Below are 21516 nucleotides of genomic sequence, written 5' to 3' on the forward strand. Positions count from 1 at the left end.
TGCCCGGCCCAGCAACTTAGCCCCGCGGGCACTGCGCCCCGGCGCGGTTTTACCTGCCTGACAACTGACAACCAACCCCTGACAACTCCTTCTATGAATCTCATCGACGAACTGCGCTGGCGCGGCATGTTTCACGACATGATGCCCGGCACCGAGGAACACCTGCTCAGCAACGCCCCCGTTACCGGCTACATCGGCTTCGACCCGACGGCCCCTTCCCTGCACATCGGCAACCTGGCCACCATTATGCTGCTGGTGCACTTGCAGCGGGCCGGCCACCGGCCTTTGGCGCTGGTGGGCGGCGCTACCGGCATGATCGGCGACCCCTCGGGCAAGTCGGCCGAGCGCAACCTGCTCGATGAGCAGGCCCTGCGCCGCAACCAGGCCGGCATTCAGGCCCAGCTGGAGAAGTTTCTCGACTTTTCGGCAGGCCCGACCGGCGCGCAGGTGGTTAACAACTACGACTGGTTCCAGGGCTTCGGCTTCCTGGGCTTCCTGCGGGAAGTGGGCAAGCACCTGACGGTAAACTACATGATGGCCAAAGACTCGGTGAAGCGCCGCATCGGCGGCAACGAGGACTCGGGCGCCGACGGCATCAGCTACACCGAGTTCAGCTACCAGCTGCTCCAGGGCTACGACTTCGTGCACCTCTACCGCGAATACGGCTGCACCCTGCAAATGGGCGCCTCCGACCAGTGGGGCAACATCACGACCGGCACCGAGCTCATCCGCCGCATGGGCGGCGAGCCAGCAACGGCCAATGAACAACCAACAGCCAACAATCAACAGCCAGCCAAAGCCTACGCCCTCACCGGCCAGCTCATCACCAAGGCCGACGGCACCAAGTACGGCAAGAGCGAAACCGGCACCGTCTGGCTCGACGGCACGCTCACCAGCCCCTACCAGTTCTACCAGTTCTTCCTCAACGCTGCCGATGCCGACGTGCCCCGTCTCATCCGGGTGTTCACGCTGCTGAGCCAGCCCGAAATCGAAGCCCTGGAAGCCGAGCACGCCCAGGCCCCTAACCTGCGCATCCTGCAAAAGGCCCTCGCCAAAGACGTTACCATCCGGGTGCACTCCGAGGTGGCCTACGAGGCGGCCCTGGCGGCTTCCCAGGTACTGTTCGGCGGCGGCGAGCTCAGCTCCCTCGACGAGGCCACGCTGCTCGACGTGTTTGCCGGCGTGCCCCACGTGCAGGTGCCCCGCACCAGCCTAGCCGGGCACAACGTTATCAGCCTGCTCAGCGAAGCCACGGGCGGCGTCATCTTCGCTTCCAAGGGTGAAGCCAAGAAGATGATTCAGGCCGGGGGCGTGAGCCTGAACCGCGAGAAGGCCACCCTGGAGCAGCAAGCCACCGAAGTGCCGCTGCTGCTCGACCAGTACGTGGTGGCCCAGAAGGGCAAGAAGAACTACTTCCTGATTACGGTAGTGTAAGTACAACCACGCGGCGGTTCGAGCAGCTACCAACAAAAGAGGCCCTGCCGATTTATCGGCAGGGCCTCTTTTGTTGGTAGCTGCTCGAACCGCGCGGGGCGGCCCGCTCAATTACTTCTTTTTGGCAGGAGCCGCTTTTTTAGCAGCGGGAGCCGCTTTAGCAGGAGCCGCAGCAGCGGGGGCGTCGTTTTTCTTGTTCTGCACCTCAGTGCGGATGGTCTGGGCCATGTTCTTGAGCTCCTGCATGCCTTTGCGCACGCGGGTACCAGCAGCCGAGTTCTGCTTGTCGTAGAACTTTTCGAAGTCGCCTTCCAGCGACATCACGAGATCTTTGAGTTGGCTAAAATTGCTCATTTTGGGAGGGGTATGTGGTGTGGAAAAGGAGTTAACTAGGCCCAATATACAGTGATTTCAAATACAAGCAAGTGGCAATTTTTTTTTCTCAAATGCCTTTTCAAGCTCAATAAAGCACTTTTTGGTGCAAACACACCCTCCCAAGCCCAACTGTGTCTACCGGACTACCTGCGAATAGTCCTAAAACAAAAGCCAGCCTCCCGGCGGGAAGCTGGCTTTTGTACTTCTTGGTGGTTACATTAGTCTGCCAGCCCGGCAGGCACTTCGGCTTTGGAATAAAGCCCTTTGGAGAGTTTGTCCTGCACGGCCTCGAAGGCTTTAATCGTCAGCACTACGTCATCCAGGGTGTGCACGGCCGTGGGAATGAGGCGGAGCATGATCACGTCCTTCGGCACGACGGGATAAACCACGATTGAGCAGAAAATACCGTGATTTTCCCGCAAATCGAAGGTAATCTGGGCCGCATCCGTGAGCTGGCCGCTGAGCAGCACCGGCGTCACGCAGGAGGTAGTGGTACCGATGTTGAAGCCTTTTTCGCGCAGGCCGCTTTGCAGGGCCCGCACAATAACCCAGAGGTTTTCCTTCAGCTCGGGCTGGGTGCGCAGCAGCTCCAGGCGCTTCAAAGCACCTACGACCAGCGGCATGGGCAGGCTTTTCGCGAAAATCTGGCTGCGCATGTTGTAGCGCAAATATTCAATTACGTTCTCGGGTCCCGCTACGAAGGCCCCGATGCTGGCCATGGACTTGGCAAACGTCGAAAAATAAAGGTCAATGCCGTCCTGCACGCCCTGTTCTTCGCCCGTTCCGGCCCCGGTGGCACCCTGGGTACCGAAGCCGTGGGCATCGTCGACGAACAAACGGAACTGGAATTTCTCCTTCAGCTTGAGCACCCCCCGCAGGTCGCCCTGGTTGCCCGACATGCCGAATACGCCCTCGGTAATGACGAGGATGCCGCCGCCGGTTTCATCAATGATGCGCTGGGCGCGCTCCAACTGCTTTTCGAGGCCCGCCATGTCGTTGTGCACGTACACGAAGCGCTTGCCCGCGTGCAGGCGCACGCCATCAATGATGCAGGCGTGCGACTCGGCGTCATATACAATCACGTCGTGGCGGTTCACCATCGCGTCGATGATGGACACGACGCCCTGGTAGCCGAAGTTGAGCAGCATGCAGTCGGGCTTCATCACAAACTCGGCCAGCTCGCTTTCCAGCTGCTCGTGCAGGTTGGAGTTGCCGCTCATCATGCGGGCGCCCATGGGCAGGGCCATGCCGAATTCGGCGGCGGCCTCGGCGTCGGCGCGGCGCACCTCGGGGTGGTTAGCCAGGCCCAGATAATTGTTCAGGCTCCAGGTGAGCACCTCCTTGCCGCGGAAAATCATGCGGGGCTTGATTTCGCCTTCCAGCTTGGGGAACGCAAAATAACCGTGCGCGTAGTGCGCGTGGGTGCCCAGCGGGCCGCGGTTGGCGGCAATCTTCTCAAATAGATCCACGAGGGAACGGGTTGAATGTGAAACGAAATCAGTGGTTACGGGTGAGGCCTTAACCGCCGAGTAATGTACAAAGTTATGGCAATCCGCAAAGGTAACCGTTACCTGCCCGGTATCCAACCAGCGTCGAATTGCAGCTGGCCGTTTTTTGGTGCCGTTGGAATGGCGTTTCTTTGGGGGAAAGAACTGATAAAAGGCCCCACAAATGGCCTGTCGTGCCGCCGCCGGCTGCGCTCCGCATCACGTTCCTTCCTGCCCCCTCCGCCCCTATTCTCTGCCTCCCATGACAAAAATCAACAAGCTGCTCGTTGCCAACCGCGGCGAAATTGCCCTGCGCGTGCTGCGCTCGGCCAAGGAAATGGGCATTGCCACCGTGGCCATCTTCTCGGAAGCCGACCGCAATGCCCTGCACGTGCGCTACGCCGACGAGGCCGTGTGCGTAGGCCCGCCCGCCAGCAAAGACAGCTACCTGCGGGGCGACAAAATCCTGGCGGTGTGCAAGCAGCTCGGCGTCGATGCCATTCACCCGGGCTATGGTTTCCTGAGCGAAAACGCCGAATTCGCCCGCCAGGTGAAAGAAGCGGGGCTGATTTTCGTGGGGCCTTCGCCCGAGGCCATGAACATCATGGGCGACAAGCTCTCGGCCAAGCAGGCCGTGCAGGCCTACAACATCCCGCTGGTACCCGGCACCGCCGAGGCCATATCCGACGTGCCCGCCGCCCGGCGCATCGCCGCCGAAGTAGGCTACCCCATCCTGATCAAGGCCTCGGCCGGGGGCGGCGGTAAGGGCATGCGCATCGTGAATGCCGACGCCGAGTTTGAGGAGCAGATGCAGCTGGCCATCAACGAGGCCGTGTCGGCCTTCGGCGACGGGGCCGTGTTCATCGAGAAGTTCGTGACCGGCCCGCGCCACATCGAAATTCAGGTGCTCGGCGATGAGCACGGCAACATTGTGCATTTGTTCGAGCGCGAGTGCAGCATCCAGCGCCGCCACCAGAAGGTGATTGAGGAAGCGCCCTCGGCGGTGCTCACGCCCGAGCTACGGGCCGAAATGGGCCGTTGCGCCGTGGACGTGGCCCGGGCCTGCCACTACGCCGGGGCCGGCACCGTGGAGTTCCTGCTCGACGATAAGCACAACTTCTACTTCCTGGAGATGAACACCCGCCTCCAGGTGGAACACCCCGTGACGGAGCAAATCACCGGCCTCGACCTGGTGAAGGAGCAGATCCGGGTGGCGGAAGGCCAGCCCCTGCCCTTCCGCCAGGAAGACCTGACCATTACCGGCCATTCGCTGGAGCTGCGCGTGTACGCCGAAGACCCGCAGAACAACTTCCTGCCCGACATCGGGACGCTCACCACCTACGTGCGCCCCCAGGGCCCCGGCGTACGCGTGGACGACGGCTTCGAGCAGGGCATGGACATCCCGATCTACTACGACCCGATGATTGCCAAGCTCGTGGTGCACGGCGCGACCCGCGCCGAGGCCATTGCCCGGATGCTGCGCGCCATCGACGAGTACCAGATTACCGGCATCGAAACCACGTTGGCCTTCGGAACCTACGTGCTCAACCATCCCGCCTTCGTCAGCGGCAACTTCGACACCAACTTCATCCGCGACCATTTCCCGGCCGACGCCCTGAAGCCCGCCGCCCCCGACCAGGCCACCGCCGAGGTAGCCGCCGTGCTGGCCGCCATGCTGCTAACGGCGAAGAAACCGGGCGCTCCAGTTGCCCCTTCGGAAATGCCCGCCGCTACCGGCTCCAACTGGAAGCGGAACCGGCTGGGCGCACGGTAAGAGTTGAATGCGAATTCGGATACCAGAAACGCCCGGCCAGTTTGGCCGGGCGTTTCTGGTATCCGTTAAGGCAGCTCCGGCACTTCCATCGGATGGAGCAGCAGGAAGATAAAACCCAGTATACAGACGAAAAAAACGAACCCACCGACCCAGCCAGCCACCAGCAAAAACCAATCGGGTTTGCTGGCAGATTGATTGCGAAAACGCGTGCACCCATGATAAACCCCAGCCAGCACGTACGCGACCATTGGCCCTACCAAAAACAATAAGACTTCTTGATTCATCGACCTTTCAGTTCGCGTGGAAATCGAGCAGCAGTCGTGCCTTTACCCCCGCAATGGTGAAGCCTACGCTCCCACCAAGTCCGCCCCATCGTTTTCCAGAAACCACGGCCTCCTTTGGGGCGAACCAGCGGGCGCGTTCGAAGCCAGCTGATCCGTTGCTACCAGCAAAGGCCTCCCGAATAGCGGCAAGTGCTACCCGGAAGGCCTTTTTCAGCCTGGTTTAAATCGGAGCCCGCTACATCAGGTCCGTGATTTCGCGCACGCCAACGGGCCGCTCACGGGTGAAACCTTCCCCATATTGCACCCCGATAAGGTGGCCGAACTCGCGGGCCCGGGCCTCCATAAAGTCGCTGAACGCCGGCGTAGACAGGTAGGTGGCCGGCTCCTGGCTGTTGGGGTCGTGGAACTGGGTTTTATAGGCCTGAATGGCCTCCCACTTTTTCGGCCAGTGGGCCGTGATATCAACCACAAAATCGGCGGCAATCTGACGGTCCTGGATGTAGTGGTACACCACCCGGGGACGCCAGGCGGCCTGGGGCTGGCCGTCGTGGCCGAGGGTTTCAATCATGCGCAGGCCCGAGAGAAAGCACGCTTCAGTAGCCAGCTGGGAGGCCCGGCCGTGGTCGGGGTGCCGGTCGTGAATGGCGTTGCAGAGCACTACATCGGGCTGGTAGCGGCGGATAGCAGCCACCAGTACCAGCTGGTGCTCCCGGTCGTTGCGGAAGAAGCCATCGGCCATGCCCAGGTTCTCGCGGGCATCCAGGCCCAGGATGCGGCTGGCCCGCCCGGCTTCCTCGGCCCGGGTCTGGGGCGTACCGCGGGTGCCCAGCTCGCCGCGGGTGAAATCGACGATACCGATTTTCTTGCCTGCCGCCGCCGCTGCCAGCAGCGTACCGGAGCAGGACATTTCTACATCATCGGGGTGCGCCCCGAGGGCCAGTACATCAAGTTTCATCTGGTGGAATGGTTGAGTGAGGGGAGGACGGGGGACCTGCATGGCGGGCGAAATGACCAGGGGGCTGCCCGTTCAACGACTCTGTTCCGCAATCAGCCCCCTTACCCTCCCGCCCGTCAATTGCCTATTTGATTCGCAACGCCCGCCCAACGCGCAGGGTGCTCACGTTGCCGTTGAGGCGGCGCAGCTGCGACACCGACACGCCGTACTTCTGGGCAATTTCCGAAAGCGTGTCGCCGCTGCGGATTTTGTGCGTCACGACCCGGCGGGCCTGGGTGGGCCGGGCACTGCTGCTGCCGGCCCCCGGCACGCTGCCGCCCCGGTACTTGAGCGACTTGCTGTAGTAGGCAAACAGGCTCGACGTGATCTGAAAATTGTCCTTGATGAGGTGGTAGTCGGGGAAGTCGTAGAGCTTTTCCGGGTCGATGGGGTTGCCCTCGTAGCGCACCTCAAAATGCAGGTGGGAGCCACTACTACGGCCCGTGCTGCCCCCGTAGCCGATCAGCTCCCCGGCCTTCACGAAGGTGCCCGGCGTCACGACGGCCTTCTGCATGTGGCCGTAAAGCGTTTCGATGCCGTTGTAGTGGCGCACCAGCACGTAGTTGCCGTAGCCCGAGCCATCCCACTTCACCAGCCGCACCACGCCGTCGAAGGCGGTTTTCACCGAGTCGCCGGTGTCCAGGTCCAGGTCGGTGCCGTAGTGCCAGCGGTAGCCCCGGAAGCCGAAGTCGGAGGTAATGGGCGTGGCATTGAGCGGCATTTTGGCGTAGCGCTGCCGTTCGGGCTCAATGAGCCGGAGGTTGAGCGTATCCCTGATGCGGCGGCCGTCTACCCGGTAAGGGTTGATGTTGTGGGTATCCCAGATGGCGTAGTAACCGGCCACCTGAATCCAGGAAGAGTCAATCTGCACCTCCTCCTTCATCTCCACAATGTGCTGCTCGCCTTCATCGAGGGAGGACGTGTCCTCGCTCACGATGGAGAGTTTTTTGGCCGGGTTGAAGAAGATGGACTTGGCCGCGTCGGATCCTTCGTCGGGCAGTTCCTCCGTTTCGATGAGAATGGTGGTATCGGGCCGCACGTAGCGGATGGTGGGCGACTTGATACGAAAAAAGTCCTTCCGCTTGTCGGGGGTGCCGGCTTTGGCCTTGGGCTGGGGCGTTTTGCGCCGCTGGGCCAGCAGCTGGCCGGGCAAGCCAAAAAACAGCCCGATCAGTAGCAGCGGCAGCAGCCAGTATTTCGCAAACTTGAGCAAGAGCAGAGAGATGAAATAAGTGAATGAGTGAATAAGCGAATGAGTGACTGAGGCAGCACGATGAACGCACGACAGAACCGGCTGGTATAAGCGGCCAATTCACTCAATCACTCATTCACTCATCCACCGCTACTAATGGTCGCCGAGAGCGGCCAGGTACCGTTCCGCGTCGAGGGCGGCCATGCAGCCCGAACCGGCGGCCGTTACGGCCTGGCGGTAGGTGAAGTCCTGCACGTCGCCGCAGGCAAACACACCGTCGACGTTGGTTTTGGCCGTGCCGGGCAGGGTTTTGAGGTAGCCCTGCTCGTCGTGGTGCAGGTAGGGCTGGAATATTTTGGAGTTGGGCTCGTGCCCGATAGCCACGAAGAAGCCTTCCACCGCCAGCTCGCGGGTGGTGCCGTCCAGCACGTTTTTCACCCGCACGCCGTCGACGGCATGCTCGCCCAGGATTTCGTCGGTTACCGTGTTCCAGAGCACCTCGATCTTGGGGTTGTCGAGCACCCGCTTCTGCATGATTTTCGAGGCCTTCATTTCGCCCTTGCGCACAATCATGTACACCTTCGAGCATAGGTTGGCCAGGTAAGTGGCCTCCTCGGCCGCCGTATCGCCGGCGCCCACGATGGCCACGTCCTTGCCCCGGTAGAAGAACCCGTCGCACACGGCGCAGGCCGATACGCCCGAGCCGTTCAGGCGCTGCTCGGAGGGCAGGCCCAGCCACTTGGCCGAGGCCCCGGTGGCAATAATAACCGTATCGGCAGTCAGGGCCAGGCTCTCATCAATCGTGATGCGGCGCGGGTGGCTCTCAAAGTCCACGGCCGTGGCAATGCCGTAGCGGATATCGGAACCGAAGCGGGCGGCCTGCTTCTTGAGGTCTTCCATCATCTCGGGCCCCATAACCCCATCGGGGTAGCCGGGGAAGTTCTCCACGTCGTTGGTGATGGTGAGCTGGCCGCCGGGCTGCAACCCCTGGTACATGACGGGCGTGAGGCCCGCGCGGGAAGCGTAAATAGCGGCCGTGTAGCCCGCCGGGCCGGAGCCGATAATCAGGCACTTGATGTGCTCAGGAGTGGAATTGGCCATAAGTCAGCAAATGGCACCGGCACAAACCGGCACCAGCAGGAAAGAAGTTTAGGGGTACAAAGGTAACAAGTGCGGCCGGTTAGGCGGAACCGCTCGTCATCCTGATCCGGAAGCACCCTGTGCGGTAAGCCCCCTTGAATGAGAGCTCCCCCGCGCAGGTCTTTCCTTCGTCAGGCCAACGGCCGTTTTAAACGCCTAGCCACTACAACAAAAAACCCCAACCATAGGTCAGGGTTTGATGCTGCGGAGTAGAAAACCTACCCCAGATACGGTTTCAATGCTTTGCTGCGCGAGGTGTGGCGCAGGCGGCGGATGGCTTTTTCCTTGATCTGCCGAACCCGCTCGCGGGTCAGGTTGAACTTCTCTCCGATTTCCTCCAGCGTGAGCGAGTGTTCCCCGTTCAGGCCAAAGTAAAGGGTGATAACGTCGGCTTCGCGCTTGGTGAGCGTGCTCAGGGCGCGCTGCACCTCTTTGCGGAGCGAGTCGTTCATCAGACCCGTGTCGGGGCTCTCCTCGTCCTCGTTTTCGAGTACGTCAAGCAGGCGGTTTTCCTCACCCTGCACAAACGGAGCATCTACCGATACGTGGCGGCCCGAAATCTTGAGCGTGTCCACCACTTCCGAGGTGGTCAGCTCCAGCACTTCGGCAATTTCCTCGGGCGAAGGCTCGCGCTCGAATTTCTGCTCCAGCTCCGAAAACGACTTGCTGATCTTGTTCAGCGAGCCCACCCGGTTGAGGGGCAGACGCACGATGCGCGACTGCTCGGCCAGGGCTTGCAGAATCGACTGGCGGATCCACCAGACGGCGTAGGAAATGAATTTAAAGCCCCGGGTTTCGTCAAAGCGCTTGGCGGCTTTAATCAAACCCAGGTTGCCCTCATTGATCAAATCACCGAGGCTCAGCCCTTGGTTCTGGTATTGCTTGGCCACCGACACTACGAAGCGCAGGTTAGCTTTGGTCAGTTTTTCCAGCGCCTGCTGGTCACCTTCCCTGATGCGTTGCGCCAGCGTTACCTCCTCGTCGGGGGTCAGCAGGTCCACCTTGCCAATCTCCTGGAGGTATTTATCCAGCGACTGGCTTTCGCGGTTGGTGATCTGCTTGCTGATTTTTAGCTGTCTCATTGCGGGCGCGAGAGAATGAAGTTGTTGATGCTAGTAAACGTCGTTTCTAATCCGCTTCTACGGATGCGACCCTTAGGCGGGTACCGGACTCAGTTAAATGCAACAGGCCGATACCCGCTTAAGTTCGCCGCGGGCGGTTTAAGCTGCGCCGTTGGAGTCGGCGGCCCGCTCGGGCTTGGCCAACAACACCTTGCGTGAGAGCCGGTATTTGCCCGTTTTCTTGTCGATGTCCAGCAGTTTCACGTCAATCTCCTGCCCTACTTCCAGCACGCCTTCCAGCGTGGCGAGGCGTTCATGGGCCACCTCCGAAATGTGCAACAAGCCATCTTTGCCCGGCATGATTTCCACGAACGCGCCGTAGGGCTGGATGCTGCGCACCTTGCCTTTGTAGGTTTCGCCCACTTCGGGCGTGGCCGCAATGGCGTTGATGCGGTCGATGGCCGCCTGCATGTCTTCCTGGTTGGAAGCGTAGATGCTTACGTGGCCCTTCTCGTCCTTCTCCTCGATGATAACCGTGGCGTTGGTATCCTTCTGGATCTGCTGAATGACTTTGCCGCCGGGTCCGATTACGGCACCGATGTACTCCTTGTCGATCAGCATTTTGTGCGAGCGGGGCGTATGCGGCTTCAACTCGGCGGCCGTCTCGGCAATGGTCTTGGCCATTTCACCCAGAATGTGCAGGCGGCCTTCGCGGGCCTGGTGCAGCGCGGCAGTCATGATTTCGCTGCTCAGCCCCTGGATTTTGATGTCCATCTGGCAGGCTACGATACCTTTTTCGGTGCCGGTTACTTTGAAGTCCATGTCGCCGAGGTGGTCCTCATCGCCCAGGATGTCCGAAAGCACGGCGTATTCGCCGGTTTCCTTGTCCTGCACGAGGCCCATGGCAATACCCGACACGGCGGCCCGAATCGGAATACCCGCGTCCATCAGCGCCATCGAGCCGGCGCACACCGTGGCCATCGACGACGAGCCGTTCGACTCCAGAATGTCCGACACGATGCGGACAGTGTAAGGGTTCTCGTCATCCGAAGGCATCACCTTCTTCAGCGAGCGTTGGGCCAGGTTGCCGTGGCCGATTTCGCGGCGGCCAGGGCCGCGGTTAGGCTTCACCTCACCGGTCGAGAAGGCCGGGAAGTTGTAGTGCAGCATGAACTTGCTATAGCCCGACGTCATGGCCGTATCGATGATCTGCTCATCGAGCTTGGTGCCGAGGGCTACGGTGGTCAGCGACTGGGTTTCGCCGCGCGTGAACAGGGCCGAGCCGTGGGCTCCGGGCAGGTAGTTCACCTCGCTCCAGATGGGGCGAATCTGGGTCAGGGCGCGGCCATCGAGGCGGGTGCGCTCCTTGATCATCATGTCGCGGATACCTTTCTTCTCCGCCAAAGCGTAGTAGCGGCTGAACATTTTCTGGTCGAGCTCGGGGTTTTCTTCGAGCAGCTTCTCCAGCAACGGCTTCTTGATAGCGCCGAAAGCTTCCTTGCGGCCGGCCTTGCTGGTGTTGCCCGATTTAGCCACGTCGTAGGCGCCCTGGTAAACGGCATCCGTGATGCGCTGCTTGAGCTCCTCGTTCTCGGTGTACTTGGGATAGTCGCGCTTCACTTTCGACTTCTCCACCTCGGCAGCCAGCTCCAGCTGGGCCTTCACCTGAGCCTTAATGGCTTCGTGGGCGTAGGCAATGGCTTCCACCATTTCTTCCTCGCTCACCTCGTCCATCTCCCCTTCCACCATGGCTACCGAGTCAGCGGTAGCACCCACAATCAGGTCGATGTCGGCGCGGGCAATGTCGGCGGTGAGGGGGTTGATTTGCAGCTTACCGTCGATGCGGGCCACGCGTACCTCCGAGATGGGGCCGGCGAACGGAATATCGGAAATCGAGAGGGCAGCCGAAGCGGCCAAGGCGGCCAGCGCGTCCGGCTGCACGGTCTTATCGGCCGAAATCAGGGTAATCATTACCTGCACCTCGTAGTGATAATCCTTGGGGAACATCGGGCGCAGGATGCGGTCGACGATGCGGCACACCAGGATTTCGTGGTCCGAGAGGCGGCCTTCGCGGCGCTGGAACGAGCCGGGGATGTTGCCGGCACCCCCGAATTTCTCCTGGTAGTCAACTGAGAGGGGCAAAAAGTCCACCTCGCCGCGGGAGCTGGGCTGGGAAACCACCGTGGCCAGCAGCATGGCGTCGCCGAGGCGCACCACAACAGCGCCGTCGGCGAACTTGGCCAGTTTGCCGGTTTCGAGGGAAATCTGCCGACCGTCGGGCAGGGTGATGTGCTTGGTAACCGCGTGGTAGTTGGGCATCGTAGGTTGCTTTGGTAGAAAGCGTGGCAGCGGGCGAGCAGCCGAAAAAACCGGGCCGGCAATGGCCCCGTTTTGCTCTGAAAAAAGTTGATTCGAAGAATAAGCAACAAAACCGGCGGAGGGTGGCGGCCGGCTTGGGGCAAAAAAAGAGCAGGGAACCTTTCGCTTAAGAAAGGCTCCCTGCTCTCGGACCAGGCAATTACTTGCGCAAGCCCAGCTCCTTGATGATGGCGCGGTAGCGGTTGATGTCCCGCTGCATGAGGTAGTCCAACATGCTGCGGCGCTTACCCACCAGTTTGAGCAGTCCCAAACGAGTCGAGAAATCCTTCTTGTTCACCTTCAGGTGCTCGGTCAGGTCCAGGATGCGTTGGGAGAAGAGCGCAATCTGCGACTCGGCCGAACCGGTGTCTTTGGAGGTCTTCTGGAGGCTGTTTTTCTCGAAAATAGCCTGTTTTGCTTCGGTAGTCAGTTGCATCGGCAGATAGGTTGCCCCGTCTTGGATTAAAAGAAGAAAGAAAATTCACCCCGCACCTCGGGGTGGCCGCAAAGGTAGGCATTTAATGTGAGCAATGCGCGCTACGGCTGATAAAGGTGCTGCAAGAACAGCTAACTGCGCAATGCGCCAACAGTATCCATCCCTGCGTCTTCGTCGCCCCTACCGCATTCCGCTCACGTCGAAAGCGCCTACTTCGCACTCGGCATCAAACGGCCTTCTTGTAGCCGCGGCGGAAGCGGCGCGGAATCAGGCGGCCCCAGTCGATGTCGAGCAGGCCGGAGTCGTGGCGGGCCTGGTAGAGAAAGAACAGGCCGACGGGCAGCAGAATGGCGGCCGACATCCACATGCCTACGCCCACGGGCATCACCATCTCGCGGCCGTACTTCTCGCCCATGATGGAAAAGACGTAGTAGATGATGAAGAACACGATGGACACCAGAATCGGGATGCCCAGGCCGCCCTTCTTGATGATGGCCCCCAGCGGAGCCCCGATCAGGAACATGAGCAAAATGGCGGCCGACTGGGTGAACTTCCGGTACGTTTCGATGCGGTAGTTGGCCGTTTCCTTGCTCAGGTTGGTCAGCCGCTCGGCCGAGGTGGCCAGGAAGGCCCGCACGTTGCGGGCCCGGTTGGCCGCCTGCTGGGCAATGAGGTAGTTGTCGGGCTGGAGCCGGGTGGGGGCTATTTCCCAGTTTTCCACCCGCTGCTGGGCGGCCTGGCCGATGGTATCGAGGCGCAGGTAGGTGTAGTAGGGGTTGAGCTGCTGGATAAGCTGCCGCCGCTCCAGGCCCAGGCGGTTGTGCAGCGAGTCGGTGGTATGGCTTAGCTGGCCCAGGTCGAGCATCATCTTATTTTCCTTGAACAGCTCCTTTTTGGTGCGGTCGAGCCCGAAGGAGGCCAGCGAGAACGTGATGACGTTGCGGTCGAATTTCTGGCGGATGAAGCTGGCTCCGGAACCGCTGCGGGCGCTGGGCTGCTCCACGTAGGAACGCCCCTTAAACAGCTCCAGGCCCAGGTACTGCCCCCCGAAGCGGGTAAACATGCGGCCCGATTCGGCCAGAATCACGGTGCTGCTGCCCCGGCCTTGCGTGTGGTCGTAAATCATGACGCCTTTAAGCAAGTCGCCATTTTCGCCCTCCTTGTGGTTTACCTTGATGGTGTAGCCCGGAATGCCGTTGTAGAACACGCCTTCCCGGATGTCGAGGGCCAGTTTCTGCTGGCGCACGTCCCAGAGCAGGCTGTACGCTTCCAGATTGGCCAGCGGCACGATAGTGTTGTTGAACCAGAAGGCCCCGCCGGCCAGCACCAGGCTCACCAGCAGCACCGGCCGCAGGATGCGGGTGAGCGAAATGCCGGCCGTTTTGATGGCCGTCAGCTCGTGGTGCTCGCCCAGCGTGCCGAAGGTCATCAGCGAGGACAGCAGCACGGCCAGGGGCAGGGAAATGGGCACGATGAGCACGCTGAAGTAGAACAGCAGTTGGGCAATAACGCCCAGACCCAGGTCCTTGCCCACCAGATCGTCCATGTATTTCATCATGAACTGCATCAGGAAGATGAACTGCACGACCGCGAAGGTGAGCAGGAAAGGCCCAGCAAAGGCCTGTAAAATCAGCTTATCGAGTTTTTTCATACAACTGGCCGTAACTGCTCCCGGGCCGCGGGCGGCCCAAAACAAAACAGGGAGCAAACGCGAAACGAAGGTACGGCTCGTTTCGTGTCTGCTCCCTGCCAGCAAGGGCCAAAAAATTCTAGCCCCCCACCTGTTCCCGCAGTTTCTGCATCAGGCTGTCCCACATTTCCCGCAATTCCACCGTATCCGTTTCCTCCGAGTAGTCGAGTACGCGCAGGTATACCTCCTGGGTCAGCTGCGACTCTTCAATGAGGAAGTCCAGGTAGTTGGCATCGGCCAGGGGGCGGCGGTCATCATCGAGAAAGACAAAGCGCACGGACCGGTTGGTACGATGAGAGGCCATTTCGGCGTAGTGCGGCTGGTTATCCCAAACGAAATTGAACAGGTGGGAACCTTCCACTTTTACGCTCTGGCAAAACCACTGTTCCAGGCCCGAAGCCGTGGCCAGGTAGGGATACAGAATTTTAGGAGAAGCATTGATGGGGTATTCGACCAAAAAACGATGTTTGAGGCGAGTAGCAGAAAGGGGCATAAGCAGTACAGAGTAAAGATTTTAGCGGAGGCTTACGATTCCATAAACCCCTCCGACAGCCAATATACGCGGGTTTTTTTTTGCACAACACTTGCATCAGGTTAATTCTTGTCCCTACCTTTGCACCACCAAAAACAGGGCGGGATAGCTCAGTTGGTTAGAGCACAGGATTCATAACCCTGAGGTCACGAGTTCAACTCTCGTTCCCGCTACTTGCAAAAACGGCCTTTCCACTGCGGAAAGGTCGTTTTTTTATTCCCTCACGCTGTCGGCATCCGTCAAGGCCGGTACTTACGGCCGGTTTTTTTCGTTGATTTTAACCAGCACGGCTGCTGGCCAGGCAGCGGTTTCTTTTGCTTTTCAGCTGATCCAGCCGGCCCTTACCCGGAGTAGGCTGCACCCGGACCACACTACGGGAAGCGGCTTGGAGTGTCCGGATAACGAACTGCGTGAACCGCTTTAAGGCTGGCCAGCCAGGTTCATCGGACTTATGCAAAAGCCCCCCACCCTACTCCCGCCGGCCGGAACAGCCGTTTGCTAATACTACAACATTATGCTATATTCAACTGCTCTGATTCTATTACCACACACCTTATGCAGCTCTCTACTATCAGCGAGCAATTCGGCACCCTGCTGGATGCTACGCGTACGCTCCACCCTGATGAACAGGCCCTGACCGACCTTGAACAGATCGTGAAGGCCGCCTTATATCAGCTGCACAGCTACCGGCTGGCGGCGGCCTCGCCCGCGCAAGTGCAGGAGTACTTCCGGCTGCTGGAAGCCTGCTCCCATGACCTGCCCGGCACGCTGAACCTGCCTCGGCGACAGACTCTGGCCCGGCAGGTGTTGCGCCTGCTCAAAGAATTGTCTCAGGCAGCCGCTCCCGTAACCGGCCCTACCGACCTACCATCAGCCTTCGTGCCAGACACTGCCAGGTGGCTTTCCCCCCAACAAGGATAGGCAGCCTCTTCAGGAAATAGCATTTTGCCCTAGCTGATGCCTCTTTTTTAATGGTTGCCAGGTATTGCTCCGCTGCTATTGCGCCAACGGTTTCGCTTTGTGGTAGCTCCTGCTAACCGTCGACTATCGTTCGTTAGTCTAAATTACTTGTGCGTTGGTCGGGAGTTTGGCTTCTTGGCTACCATGCGTCAGGAATTCACTAACTCATTCGGCGAGACCTTCCTCACCACCGAATTCGACAGTCAGAATAATTGGATTTATAACGACTGGCAAGGTCAGTTGACGACCGAAAACGTGATGCAGGGCTCTCTGGGTATCCTCACTCTTTTGCGGCACACCCGCTGCCCCTACGTACTCAACGATAACCGCACCCTACTCGGCTCCTGGAAGCAGGCCAACGACTGGCTGGAGCATACCTGGGTTCCACAGGCACTGGAGGCTGGTTTGCGCTACAACGCGCACATCGTGGCGCCGGGCGTATTCGGCCAGGCTTCGGCCGAGGATTTCCACCTGCGCGTGGATGCTCACTTCCAGATGCGGCTCTTCGAGAACCTAGAAGAGGCAACTGCCTGGTTACAGGAAATACAGCAACTCATCGACGCGCCGGATCCCGGCTAGGCCGTTGCTGCTCCAACGAAGGCCCGCTTTTCTTTCCTGAGAAGCGGGCCTTCGTCTGCGTAATCGTCCCGGCTGCGGCCGGCGGGCTGCAACGCAAAACCGCGCCTGATCCGAATCGGATCAGGCGCGGTTGCATACTGGGTAGTTGGCGTAGGCGGCCGACTACTTGATTTTCTCCACGATGCCTTTGAACGCCTCGGGGTGGTTCAGGGCGAGGTCGGCCAGCACCTTGCGGTTGAGCTCGATACCAGCCTTCTTCAGGCCACCCATGAACTGCGAGTAGGACAAGCCATGCTCCCGGGCACCAGCGTTGATCCGCTGAATCCAGAGGGCGCGGAACTCGCGCTTCTTTACTTTGCGGTCCCGGTAAGCGTAAAGCAAACCTTTTTCAACAGCGTTTTTAGCAACGGTCCAAACGTTTTTGCGACGGCCATAGTAGCCCTTCGCCAAACGCATAATCTTTTTCCGACGGTGGCGCGAGGCCGCGTGGTTGACACTTCTTGGCATAACCTGTTTTTTTTGGCGGCCGGCGGCGGACTTACTGCCGCAGCTTGGGTTCCTACCGGACGCCTGGTGTTGGGAAATTAAAAATTAAAAATCGAGAGTTAAAAACTGGAGCCTGACTCTGTAAAGAGCCATTCTGCGTTTTCAACTTTTAACTTTTAATTAAAGATTCAGCATGTCCTTCACGCGGTTCATGTCGGCCGAGCTAACCAGCGTCACGTGCGTAAGGTTACGCTTCTGCTTGGTGGTTTTCTTGGTCAAGATGTGGCTCTTGTAGGCGTGCTTACGCTTGATTTTGCCCGTGCCGGTCAGCGTAAAACGCTTTTTGGCACCGGACTTGGTCTTCATTTTCGGCATTGTGGGGATAATGAAAGGGTGAAAAATGCGGCGGTCGGCTGCCTAGGGCCGGTGCGCCAGCTCAAAAAAGTCGGGGCCGAAACCCCGGACAGTGCGTTACTCAGCGGCGTTGTCGGCCGGTTTGGCTTCCATCACCTCTTTCTCCTTCGGAGCCGCTTGGTCAGCTGGCGCCGCCTTATCAGCCGAAGCTGCTTTATCAGCGGCTTTGGCTTTGTCGGCGGGCTTGGCCTTATCAGCCTCTTTGGGAGCCACCTTTTTGGGCGGAGCAATTACTTTGGGCGCCAGGTACAGGAACATGCGCTTGCCTTCCAGCTTGGGCAGCTGCTCTACTTTGCCGAGGTCTTCGAGGGCCTGGGCAAACTTGAGCAACAGGATTTCACCCCGCTCTTTGAAGACAATGCTCCGGCCCACGAAATGCACGTAGGCCTTGATTTTGGCTCCTTCCTTCAGGAATTCCTGGGCATGCTTGAGTTTGAAGGCAAAGTCGTGGTCGTCGGTGTTGGGTCCAAAACGGATTTCCTTGATGACGACTTTGGTTTGCTTGGCCTTCAGCTCGCGGGTCTTCTTCTTCTGCTCGTACTTAAATTTCGAGTAGTCGATGACCCGGCACACGGGCGGGGAGGCGGTGGGGGAAATTTCCACCAAATCCAGGTTCTGGTCCTGCGCCATGCGCCGGGCCTGATCGGTGGGGTAAATGCCCTGCTCAACGTTGTCGCCAACGAGACGGACTTCACGGGCCGTAATCTTGTGGTTGATTTTGAACGGCTCCTCGACCTGGGCGCGAGGGATATAGCGGCGGTTGGGGGTAGCTATGGCGGTTTCTCCTTAAGGTGAAAGTCGATTTTGACTAGGGCTACTACCACACGAACAGGTCCGGATGGGTTCACTCAGCGGGCAAATATCCGCCATTTTTTCCAAACCCTCAACAAATACTATATAAAAAACCGCCCCGGCACCCATAAAAACCAATATCAACCCACTAAAACAGGGCCTTTGTCCGTTGCAGGCCACCCCAAATGCGGGTAGCTGAACGGGCAAAGGCCCTGTTGGCAGGATGAGTCAGCGGAAGCTGGGCTACTCGGTCTTACCGTCCATCAGGGCCGCTACCTTGGCCTGGAAGTCCTGAATGAACGCGCTGATGGGCATGGCTCCCACGTCGCCCTCTCCGTGCCGGCGCACCGATACGATGCCTTCGGCCTGCTCCTTCTCGCCCACGATGAGCATGTACGGCACTTTGGAAACCTCCGCGTCGCGGATTTTGCGGCCGATTTTCTCGTCCCGGTGGTCCACGGTGCCGCGTAGTTCAGCCCCAACCAGCTGGTCGTACACCTGTTGGGCGTAGTCGTGGTACTTCTCCGAAATGGGCAGCACGGCAAACTGCTCGGGCGAGAGCCAGAGCGGGAAGTTGCCGCCGCAGTGCTCAATGAGCACGGCCACGAACCGCTCCAACGAGCCAAACGGGGCGCGATGAATCATGACGGGGCGCTGGCGGGAGTTGTCGGGGGCTACGTATTCCAGGTCGAAGCGCTCGGGCAGGTTGTAGTCGACCTGCACTGTGCCCAGCTGCCACTTGCGGCCCAGCGCATCGCGCACCATGAAGTCGAGTTTGGGGCCGTAGAAGGCGGCCTCGCCCAGCTCCGTTACCGTGCTCAGCCCCTTCTCGGCGGCCGACTCGATGATGGCCTGCTCGGCCTTGTCCCAGTTCTCGTCGGAACCGATGTACTTCGCCTTGTTCTCGGGGTCGCGCAGGGAAATCTGGGCCGTAAAATCTTCGAAACCCAGCGCCCGGAATACGTAGAGTACCAGATCAATAACCTTGGTAAACTCTTCCTTTACTTGATCGGGGCGGCAGAAGATGTGAGCGTCGTCCTGGGTGAAGCCGCGCACCCGCGTCAGGCCATGCAGCTCGCCACTCTGCTCGTAGCGGTACACGGTACCGAACTCGGCCAGGCGCACCGGCAGGTCGCGGTAGCTGCGGGGCTTGGTCTTGTAGATTTCGCAGTGGTGGGGGCAGTTCATGGGCTTGAGGAAGAACTCCTCGCCCGGGTTCGGCGTCTTGATGGGCTGGAACGAATCGGCCCCGTACTTCTCGTAGTGGCCGCTGGTTACGTACAGCTCCTTCGAGCCGATGTGGGGCGTCACGACGGGCTGGTAGCCGGCCTTCATCTGGGCGCGGCGCAGGAACTGCTCCAGCTTCTCGCGCAGCATGGTGCCTTTGGGCAGCCACAAGGGCAGCCCCGCTCCTACTTTGTCGGAAAAGGCAAACAGCTCCAGCTCCTTGCCCAGCTTGCGGTGGTCGCGGCGCTTGGCTTCCTCCAGGCGCTCGAGGTACTCGGTGAGCTCCTTGGCTTTGGGGAAGGTGATGCCGTAGATGCGGGTGAGCTGCTTGTTCTTCTCGTCGCCGCGCCAATAGGCGCCGGCCACGTTGAGCAGCTTCACGGCCTTGATGGTGGACGTATCGGGCAGGTGGGGTCCGCGGCACAGGTCGACGAAGTTGCCCTGCTGGTAGAACGTGATGGAGCCATCTTCGAGGCGCTCCAGCAAATCCAGCTTGTAGGGGTCGGCCTTCTCGGTGAAGTAGGCCACGGCTTCGGCCTTGGACACGGCGCGGCGCTCGAACTTGTTTTTCTGGCGGGCCAGCTCCAGCATCTTCTTCTCGATTTCCGGGAAGTCTTCGCTGGAAATGGTGCGGCCTTCGCCCAGGTCGATGTCGTAGTAGAAGCCGTTTTCGATGGCCGGCCCGATGCCCAGCTTCACGCCGGGGTACAGGGCTTCGAGGGCTTCGGCCAGCACGTGGGCCGAGGAGTGCCAGTAGGCCATTTTGCCGTCGTCGTCGTTCCAGGTCAGAATGGCCACGTGGGCATCCTGCTCAATGGGGCGGTGCAGATCGCGCACTTCGCCATTCACGCGGACGCCCACGGCATTGCGGGCCAGGCCTTCGCTGATGGCGGCGGCGACATCGTAGCCCGTGGCGCCATCTACAAACTGGCGCACCGAACCGTCGGGGAGGGTGATGTTGAGCATACTAAAAAGAGGGGCTAATGGCTATACAAACAGCCGTGAAGCCGCAAGTTAAGGTGAATGCGTGAGTTGTCATTCCGACGCAGGAGGAATCTGATGCAAGTCGTTAACCGGAACTGCGCAGTGATTTGCATCAGATTCCTCCTGCGTCGGAATGACAACTCACGCATTCACCCCCTCACGCTAAAGCCCCGGGCGGTGCAGGATCAGGGGTTCGATGGCTTCCACGGGGGCCGGGCGTGGGGTTTCATTCACGATGATGCCGCGGGCGCGGTTGCTCACTTTCCAGACTTTATAGCTCCAGTGACGGTTGCCGGGATTTTCCTGGGCCAGCAGGCGATACTGGTCGGTGGCTTCGTCCCAGCGCCCCAGGCTTTCGAGGCTCTCGGCCAGCATGGAGCGGCCGTTGAGCAGGCGCGGGGAGCGGCGCAGCGCCCGCTGGAGGTGGGGCACCACGGCGGCGTAGCGGCGGTTTTTGAACGCGGCCAGGCCCAGGCGGTAATCGGCGCGGTAAAAGGTGGTGTCCAGCTGCACGGTGCGGGCGTACACGCGGGCGGCGCTGTCGGGCTGGTTCTGGAGCTCGAACTGGCGGCCGTAATCGTACCAGAGCGGGCCGTAGGTGGGGTCGAGCTTCAGGCCCCGGGCCGCGTAGCCCGCCGCCTTGTCTGGTTGCCCGTAGGCGTTGGAGAGGAAGGCCAGCTGGTGCAGAATTTCCGGCTGGCGCGGGTCGCGGGCCAGACTGGCGCGCAGGTAATCAAGGGCCTGCACGGTGTCCTGGAGGCCGATGAAGGCCACGCCCTTGTAGAAAAGGGCGGCCGCCAGGTCGGGCTCCTGTTGCAGGGCGCGGTCAAGCTGGTCGAGGGCGTCCTGATAGCGGCGGGCAGCCAGGTGGAGTTCCCCCACCATCAGGTTGAGCGTGGGGGAGGCAAAGCCCCGGCGGGCGGCCTCGTCGGTCGCGGCCAGGGCCGATTTAAGGTTTCCCTGGGCGCGCAGGGCCCGCGCTTTAGTAAAGTAGAACTCGCCCGGCGCGTCGTCCAGCTCCAGGGCCTGGTTGATGTCGCGCAGGCCCGCTTCTACCTGGCCCGCGTCGAGCCGGAAAGCCGCCCGACGGGCGTAGAGGGAGGCATTGCGTGGCTGCCGCCGGATGGCCCCCTCCAGTTCCTCGGCCTGAATGCGGGGGCCGCTGGCTACGGTTTTCAGGTCGATCAGGGTATCGGGGCGCTCCTGCGGGGCTTCAGCGCAGGCGGAGGCCAGCACGGCCAGCAGCAGCACACCAGACCGGGAAAAGCGGAAAACGGACACCATCGATCAACGGAAATTTCGACAAAGATACGCCCG

At 60.2% G+C, this 21516-nt stretch carries 18 protein-coding genes, 1 tRNA gene and 2 pseudogenes; 5 read left to right on the top strand and 16 right to left on the bottom strand.

Translation table 11 applies throughout. From position 1 onward, the window contains the following. The first annotated feature begins 93 nt into the window (after positions 1–93). Positions 94–1434, top strand: a complete 1341-nt coding sequence (tyrS, locus tag D0T11_RS01790; RefSeq protein ID WP_119654067.1) for a tyrosine--tRNA ligase — start codon at positions 94–96, stop codon at positions 1432–1434. 183 nt (positions 1435–1617) lie between these two features. On the opposite strand, the pseudogene D0T11_RS01795 reads toward tyrS, so the two are convergent. Next, a pseudogene (locus tag D0T11_RS01795) lies at positions 1618–1788 on the bottom strand (histone H1); the annotation flags it as partial. Positions 1789–2027: 239 nt separating this feature from the next. After that, positions 2028–3278, bottom strand: coding sequence for an aminotransferase class I/II-fold pyridoxal phosphate-dependent enzyme (locus tag D0T11_RS01800; RefSeq protein WP_119654069.1), 1251 nt, complete (start codon positions 3276–3278; stop codon positions 2028–2030). Between the two features lie 280 nt (positions 3279–3558). Here D0T11_RS01800 and accC point away from each other — a divergent pair, with 280 nt between their 5' ends. Then, positions 3559–5070, top strand: coding sequence for an acetyl-CoA carboxylase biotin carboxylase subunit (accC, locus tag D0T11_RS01805; protein ID WP_119654070.1), 1512 nt, complete (start codon positions 3559–3561; stop codon positions 5068–5070). A 65-nt stretch (positions 5071–5135) separates the two neighbouring features. On the opposite strand, the gene D0T11_RS01810 is transcribed toward accC, so the two are convergent. The 9 genes from D0T11_RS01810 to D0T11_RS01850 all read right to left on the bottom strand — a co-directional run bounded on the left by D0T11_RS01810 (position 5136) and on the right by D0T11_RS01850 (position 14718). Beyond that, positions 5136–5354 (bottom strand): hypothetical protein, encoded by a 219-nt coding sequence (locus tag D0T11_RS01810; RefSeq protein ID WP_147374478.1) that lies wholly within the window; start codon positions 5352–5354, stop codon positions 5136–5138. Positions 5355–5589: 235 nt separating this feature from the next. After that, on the bottom strand, positions 5590–6309 hold the full coding sequence (bshB1, locus tag D0T11_RS01815; protein WP_119654072.1) for a bacillithiol biosynthesis deacetylase BshB1: 720 nt from the start codon (positions 6307–6309) through the stop codon (positions 5590–5592). Positions 6310–6433: 124 nt separating this feature from the next. Continuing rightward, positions 6434–7561, bottom strand: a complete 1128-nt coding sequence (locus tag D0T11_RS01820) for a M23 family metallopeptidase (RefSeq protein ID WP_245990574.1) — start codon at positions 7559–7561, stop codon at positions 6434–6436. A gap of 132 nt (positions 7562–7693) precedes the next feature. Further along, on the bottom strand, positions 7694–8641 hold the full coding sequence (trxB, locus tag D0T11_RS01825; protein WP_119654073.1) for a thioredoxin-disulfide reductase: 948 nt from the start codon (positions 8639–8641) through the stop codon (positions 7694–7696). A 257-nt stretch (positions 8642–8898) separates the two neighbouring features. Further along, on the bottom strand, positions 8899–9762 hold the full coding sequence (locus tag D0T11_RS01830; protein ID WP_073111364.1) for a sigma-70 family RNA polymerase sigma factor: 864 nt from the start codon (positions 9760–9762) through the stop codon (positions 8899–8901). Positions 9763–9900: 138 nt separating this feature from the next. Next, positions 9901–12060 (bottom strand): polyribonucleotide nucleotidyltransferase, encoded by a 2160-nt coding sequence (gene pnp / locus D0T11_RS01835; RefSeq protein WP_119654074.1) that lies wholly within the window; start codon positions 12058–12060, stop codon positions 9901–9903. Between the two features lie 199 nt (positions 12061–12259). Then, entirely contained in the window at positions 12260–12535 is a 276-nt protein-coding gene (gene rpsO, locus D0T11_RS01840; RefSeq protein WP_119654075.1) for a 30S ribosomal protein S15, read from the bottom strand. A 226-nt stretch (positions 12536–12761) separates the two neighbouring features. Next, complete coding sequence (locus D0T11_RS01845) at positions 12762–14186, bottom strand: LptF/LptG family permease (RefSeq protein WP_119654076.1); 1425 nt, start codon at positions 14184–14186, stop codon at positions 12762–12764. 118 nt (positions 14187–14304) lie between these two features. After that, positions 14305–14718, bottom strand: a complete 414-nt coding sequence (locus tag D0T11_RS01850) for an START-like domain-containing protein (RefSeq protein WP_119654077.1) — start codon at positions 14716–14718, stop codon at positions 14305–14307. A 138-nt stretch (positions 14719–14856) separates the two neighbouring features. On the opposite strand from D0T11_RS01850, the gene D0T11_RS01855 reads away from it, so the two are divergent. The 3 genes from D0T11_RS01855 (at position 14857) to D0T11_RS01865 (ending at position 16296) form a co-directional block, all read left to right on the top strand. Next, positions 14857–14930: transfer RNA gene (locus D0T11_RS01855), tRNA-Met, on the top strand. 382 nt (positions 14931–15312) lie between these two features. Next, positions 15313–15678 (top strand): hypothetical protein, encoded by a 366-nt coding sequence (locus D0T11_RS01860; protein WP_119654078.1) that lies wholly within the window; start codon positions 15313–15315, stop codon positions 15676–15678. Positions 15679–15861: 183 nt separating this feature from the next. Beyond that, positions 15862–16296, top strand: coding sequence for a hypothetical protein (locus tag D0T11_RS01865; RefSeq protein WP_119654079.1), 435 nt, complete (start codon positions 15862–15864; stop codon positions 16294–16296). Positions 16297–16458: 162 nt separating this feature from the next. On the opposite strand, the gene rplT is transcribed toward D0T11_RS01865, so the two are convergent. The 5 genes and pseudogenes from rplT to D0T11_RS01890 all read right to left on the bottom strand — a co-directional run bounded on the left by rplT (position 16459) and on the right by D0T11_RS01890 (position 21483). Then, on the bottom strand, positions 16459–16803 hold the full coding sequence (rplT, locus tag D0T11_RS01870) for a 50S ribosomal protein L20 (protein ID WP_119654080.1): 345 nt from the start codon (positions 16801–16803) through the stop codon (positions 16459–16461). 159 nt (positions 16804–16962) lie between these two features. Next, positions 16963–17157: a 50S ribosomal protein L35 gene (gene rpmI / locus D0T11_RS01875; protein WP_088464482.1), complete on the bottom strand. Its 195-nt coding sequence runs from the start codon at positions 17155–17157 to the stop codon at positions 16963–16965. Positions 17158–17412: 255 nt separating this feature from the next. Next, positions 17413–17970: pseudogene (gene infC / locus D0T11_RS01880) on the bottom strand (translation initiation factor IF-3); the annotation flags it as partial. 261 nt (positions 17971–18231) lie between these two features. Then, entirely contained in the window at positions 18232–20181 is a 1950-nt protein-coding gene (gene thrS / locus D0T11_RS01885; protein ID WP_119654082.1) for a threonine--tRNA ligase, read from the bottom strand. A gap of 180 nt (positions 20182–20361) precedes the next feature. Then, positions 20362–21483, bottom strand: a complete 1122-nt coding sequence (locus D0T11_RS01890; RefSeq protein ID WP_119654083.1) for a tetratricopeptide repeat protein — start codon at positions 21481–21483, stop codon at positions 20362–20364. Positions 21484–21516: the final 33 nt, after the last annotated feature.

It is taken from the genome of Hymenobacter rubripertinctus (assembly GCF_003583925.1).
GTDB lineage: Bacteria > Bacteroidota > Bacteroidia > Cytophagales > Hymenobacteraceae > Hymenobacter > Hymenobacter rubripertinctus.

Excerpts from the sequence above, each read along its gene's own strand:
- tyrS (WP_119654067.1), top strand. The coding sequence starts at position 94 with ATGAATCTCATCGACGAACTGCGCTGGCGCGGCATGTTTCACGACATG.
- accC (WP_119654070.1), top strand. The coding sequence starts at position 3,559 with ATGACAAAAATCAACAAGCTGCTCGTTGCCAACCGCGGCGAAATTGCC.
- D0T11_RS01810 (WP_147374478.1), bottom strand. The coding sequence starts at position 5,354 with ATGAATCAAGAAGTCTTATTGTTTTTGGTAGGGCCAATGGTCGCGTAC.
- bshB1 (WP_119654072.1), bottom strand. The coding sequence starts at position 6,309 with ATGAAACTTGATGTACTGGCCCTCGGGGCGCACCCCGATGATGTAGAA.
- trxB (WP_119654073.1), bottom strand. The coding sequence starts at position 8,641 with ATGGCCAATTCCACTCCTGAGCACATCAAGTGCCTGATTATCGGCTCC.
- D0T11_RS01830 (WP_073111364.1), bottom strand. The coding sequence starts at position 9,762 with ATGAGACAGCTAAAAATCAGCAAGCAGATCACCAACCGCGAAAGCCAG.
- pnp (WP_119654074.1), bottom strand. The coding sequence starts at position 12,060 with ATGCCCAACTACCACGCGGTTACCAAGCACATCACCCTGCCCGACGGT.
- rpsO (WP_119654075.1), bottom strand. The coding sequence starts at position 12,535 with ATGCAACTGACTACCGAAGCAAAACAGGCTATTTTCGAGAAAAACAGC.
- D0T11_RS01845 (WP_119654076.1), bottom strand. The coding sequence starts at position 14,186 with ATGAAAAAACTCGATAAGCTGATTTTACAGGCCTTTGCTGGGCCTTTC.
- D0T11_RS01850 (WP_119654077.1), bottom strand. The coding sequence starts at position 14,718 with ATGCCCCTTTCTGCTACTCGCCTCAAACATCGTTTTTTGGTCGAATAC.
- D0T11_RS01860 (WP_119654078.1), top strand. The coding sequence starts at position 15,313 with ATGCAGCTCTCTACTATCAGCGAGCAATTCGGCACCCTGCTGGATGCT.
- D0T11_RS01865 (WP_119654079.1), top strand. The coding sequence starts at position 15,862 with ATGCGTCAGGAATTCACTAACTCATTCGGCGAGACCTTCCTCACCACC.
- rplT (WP_119654080.1), bottom strand. The coding sequence starts at position 16,803 with ATGCCAAGAAGTGTCAACCACGCGGCCTCGCGCCACCGTCGGAAAAAG.
- rpmI (WP_088464482.1), bottom strand. The coding sequence starts at position 17,157 with ATGCCGAAAATGAAGACCAAGTCCGGTGCCAAAAAGCGTTTTACGCTG.
- thrS (WP_119654082.1), bottom strand. The coding sequence starts at position 20,181 with ATGCTCAACATCACCCTCCCCGACGGTTCGGTGCGCCAGTTTGTAGAT.
- D0T11_RS01890 (WP_119654083.1), bottom strand. The coding sequence starts at position 21,483 with ATGGTGTCCGTTTTCCGCTTTTCCCGGTCTGGTGTGCTGCTGCTGGCC.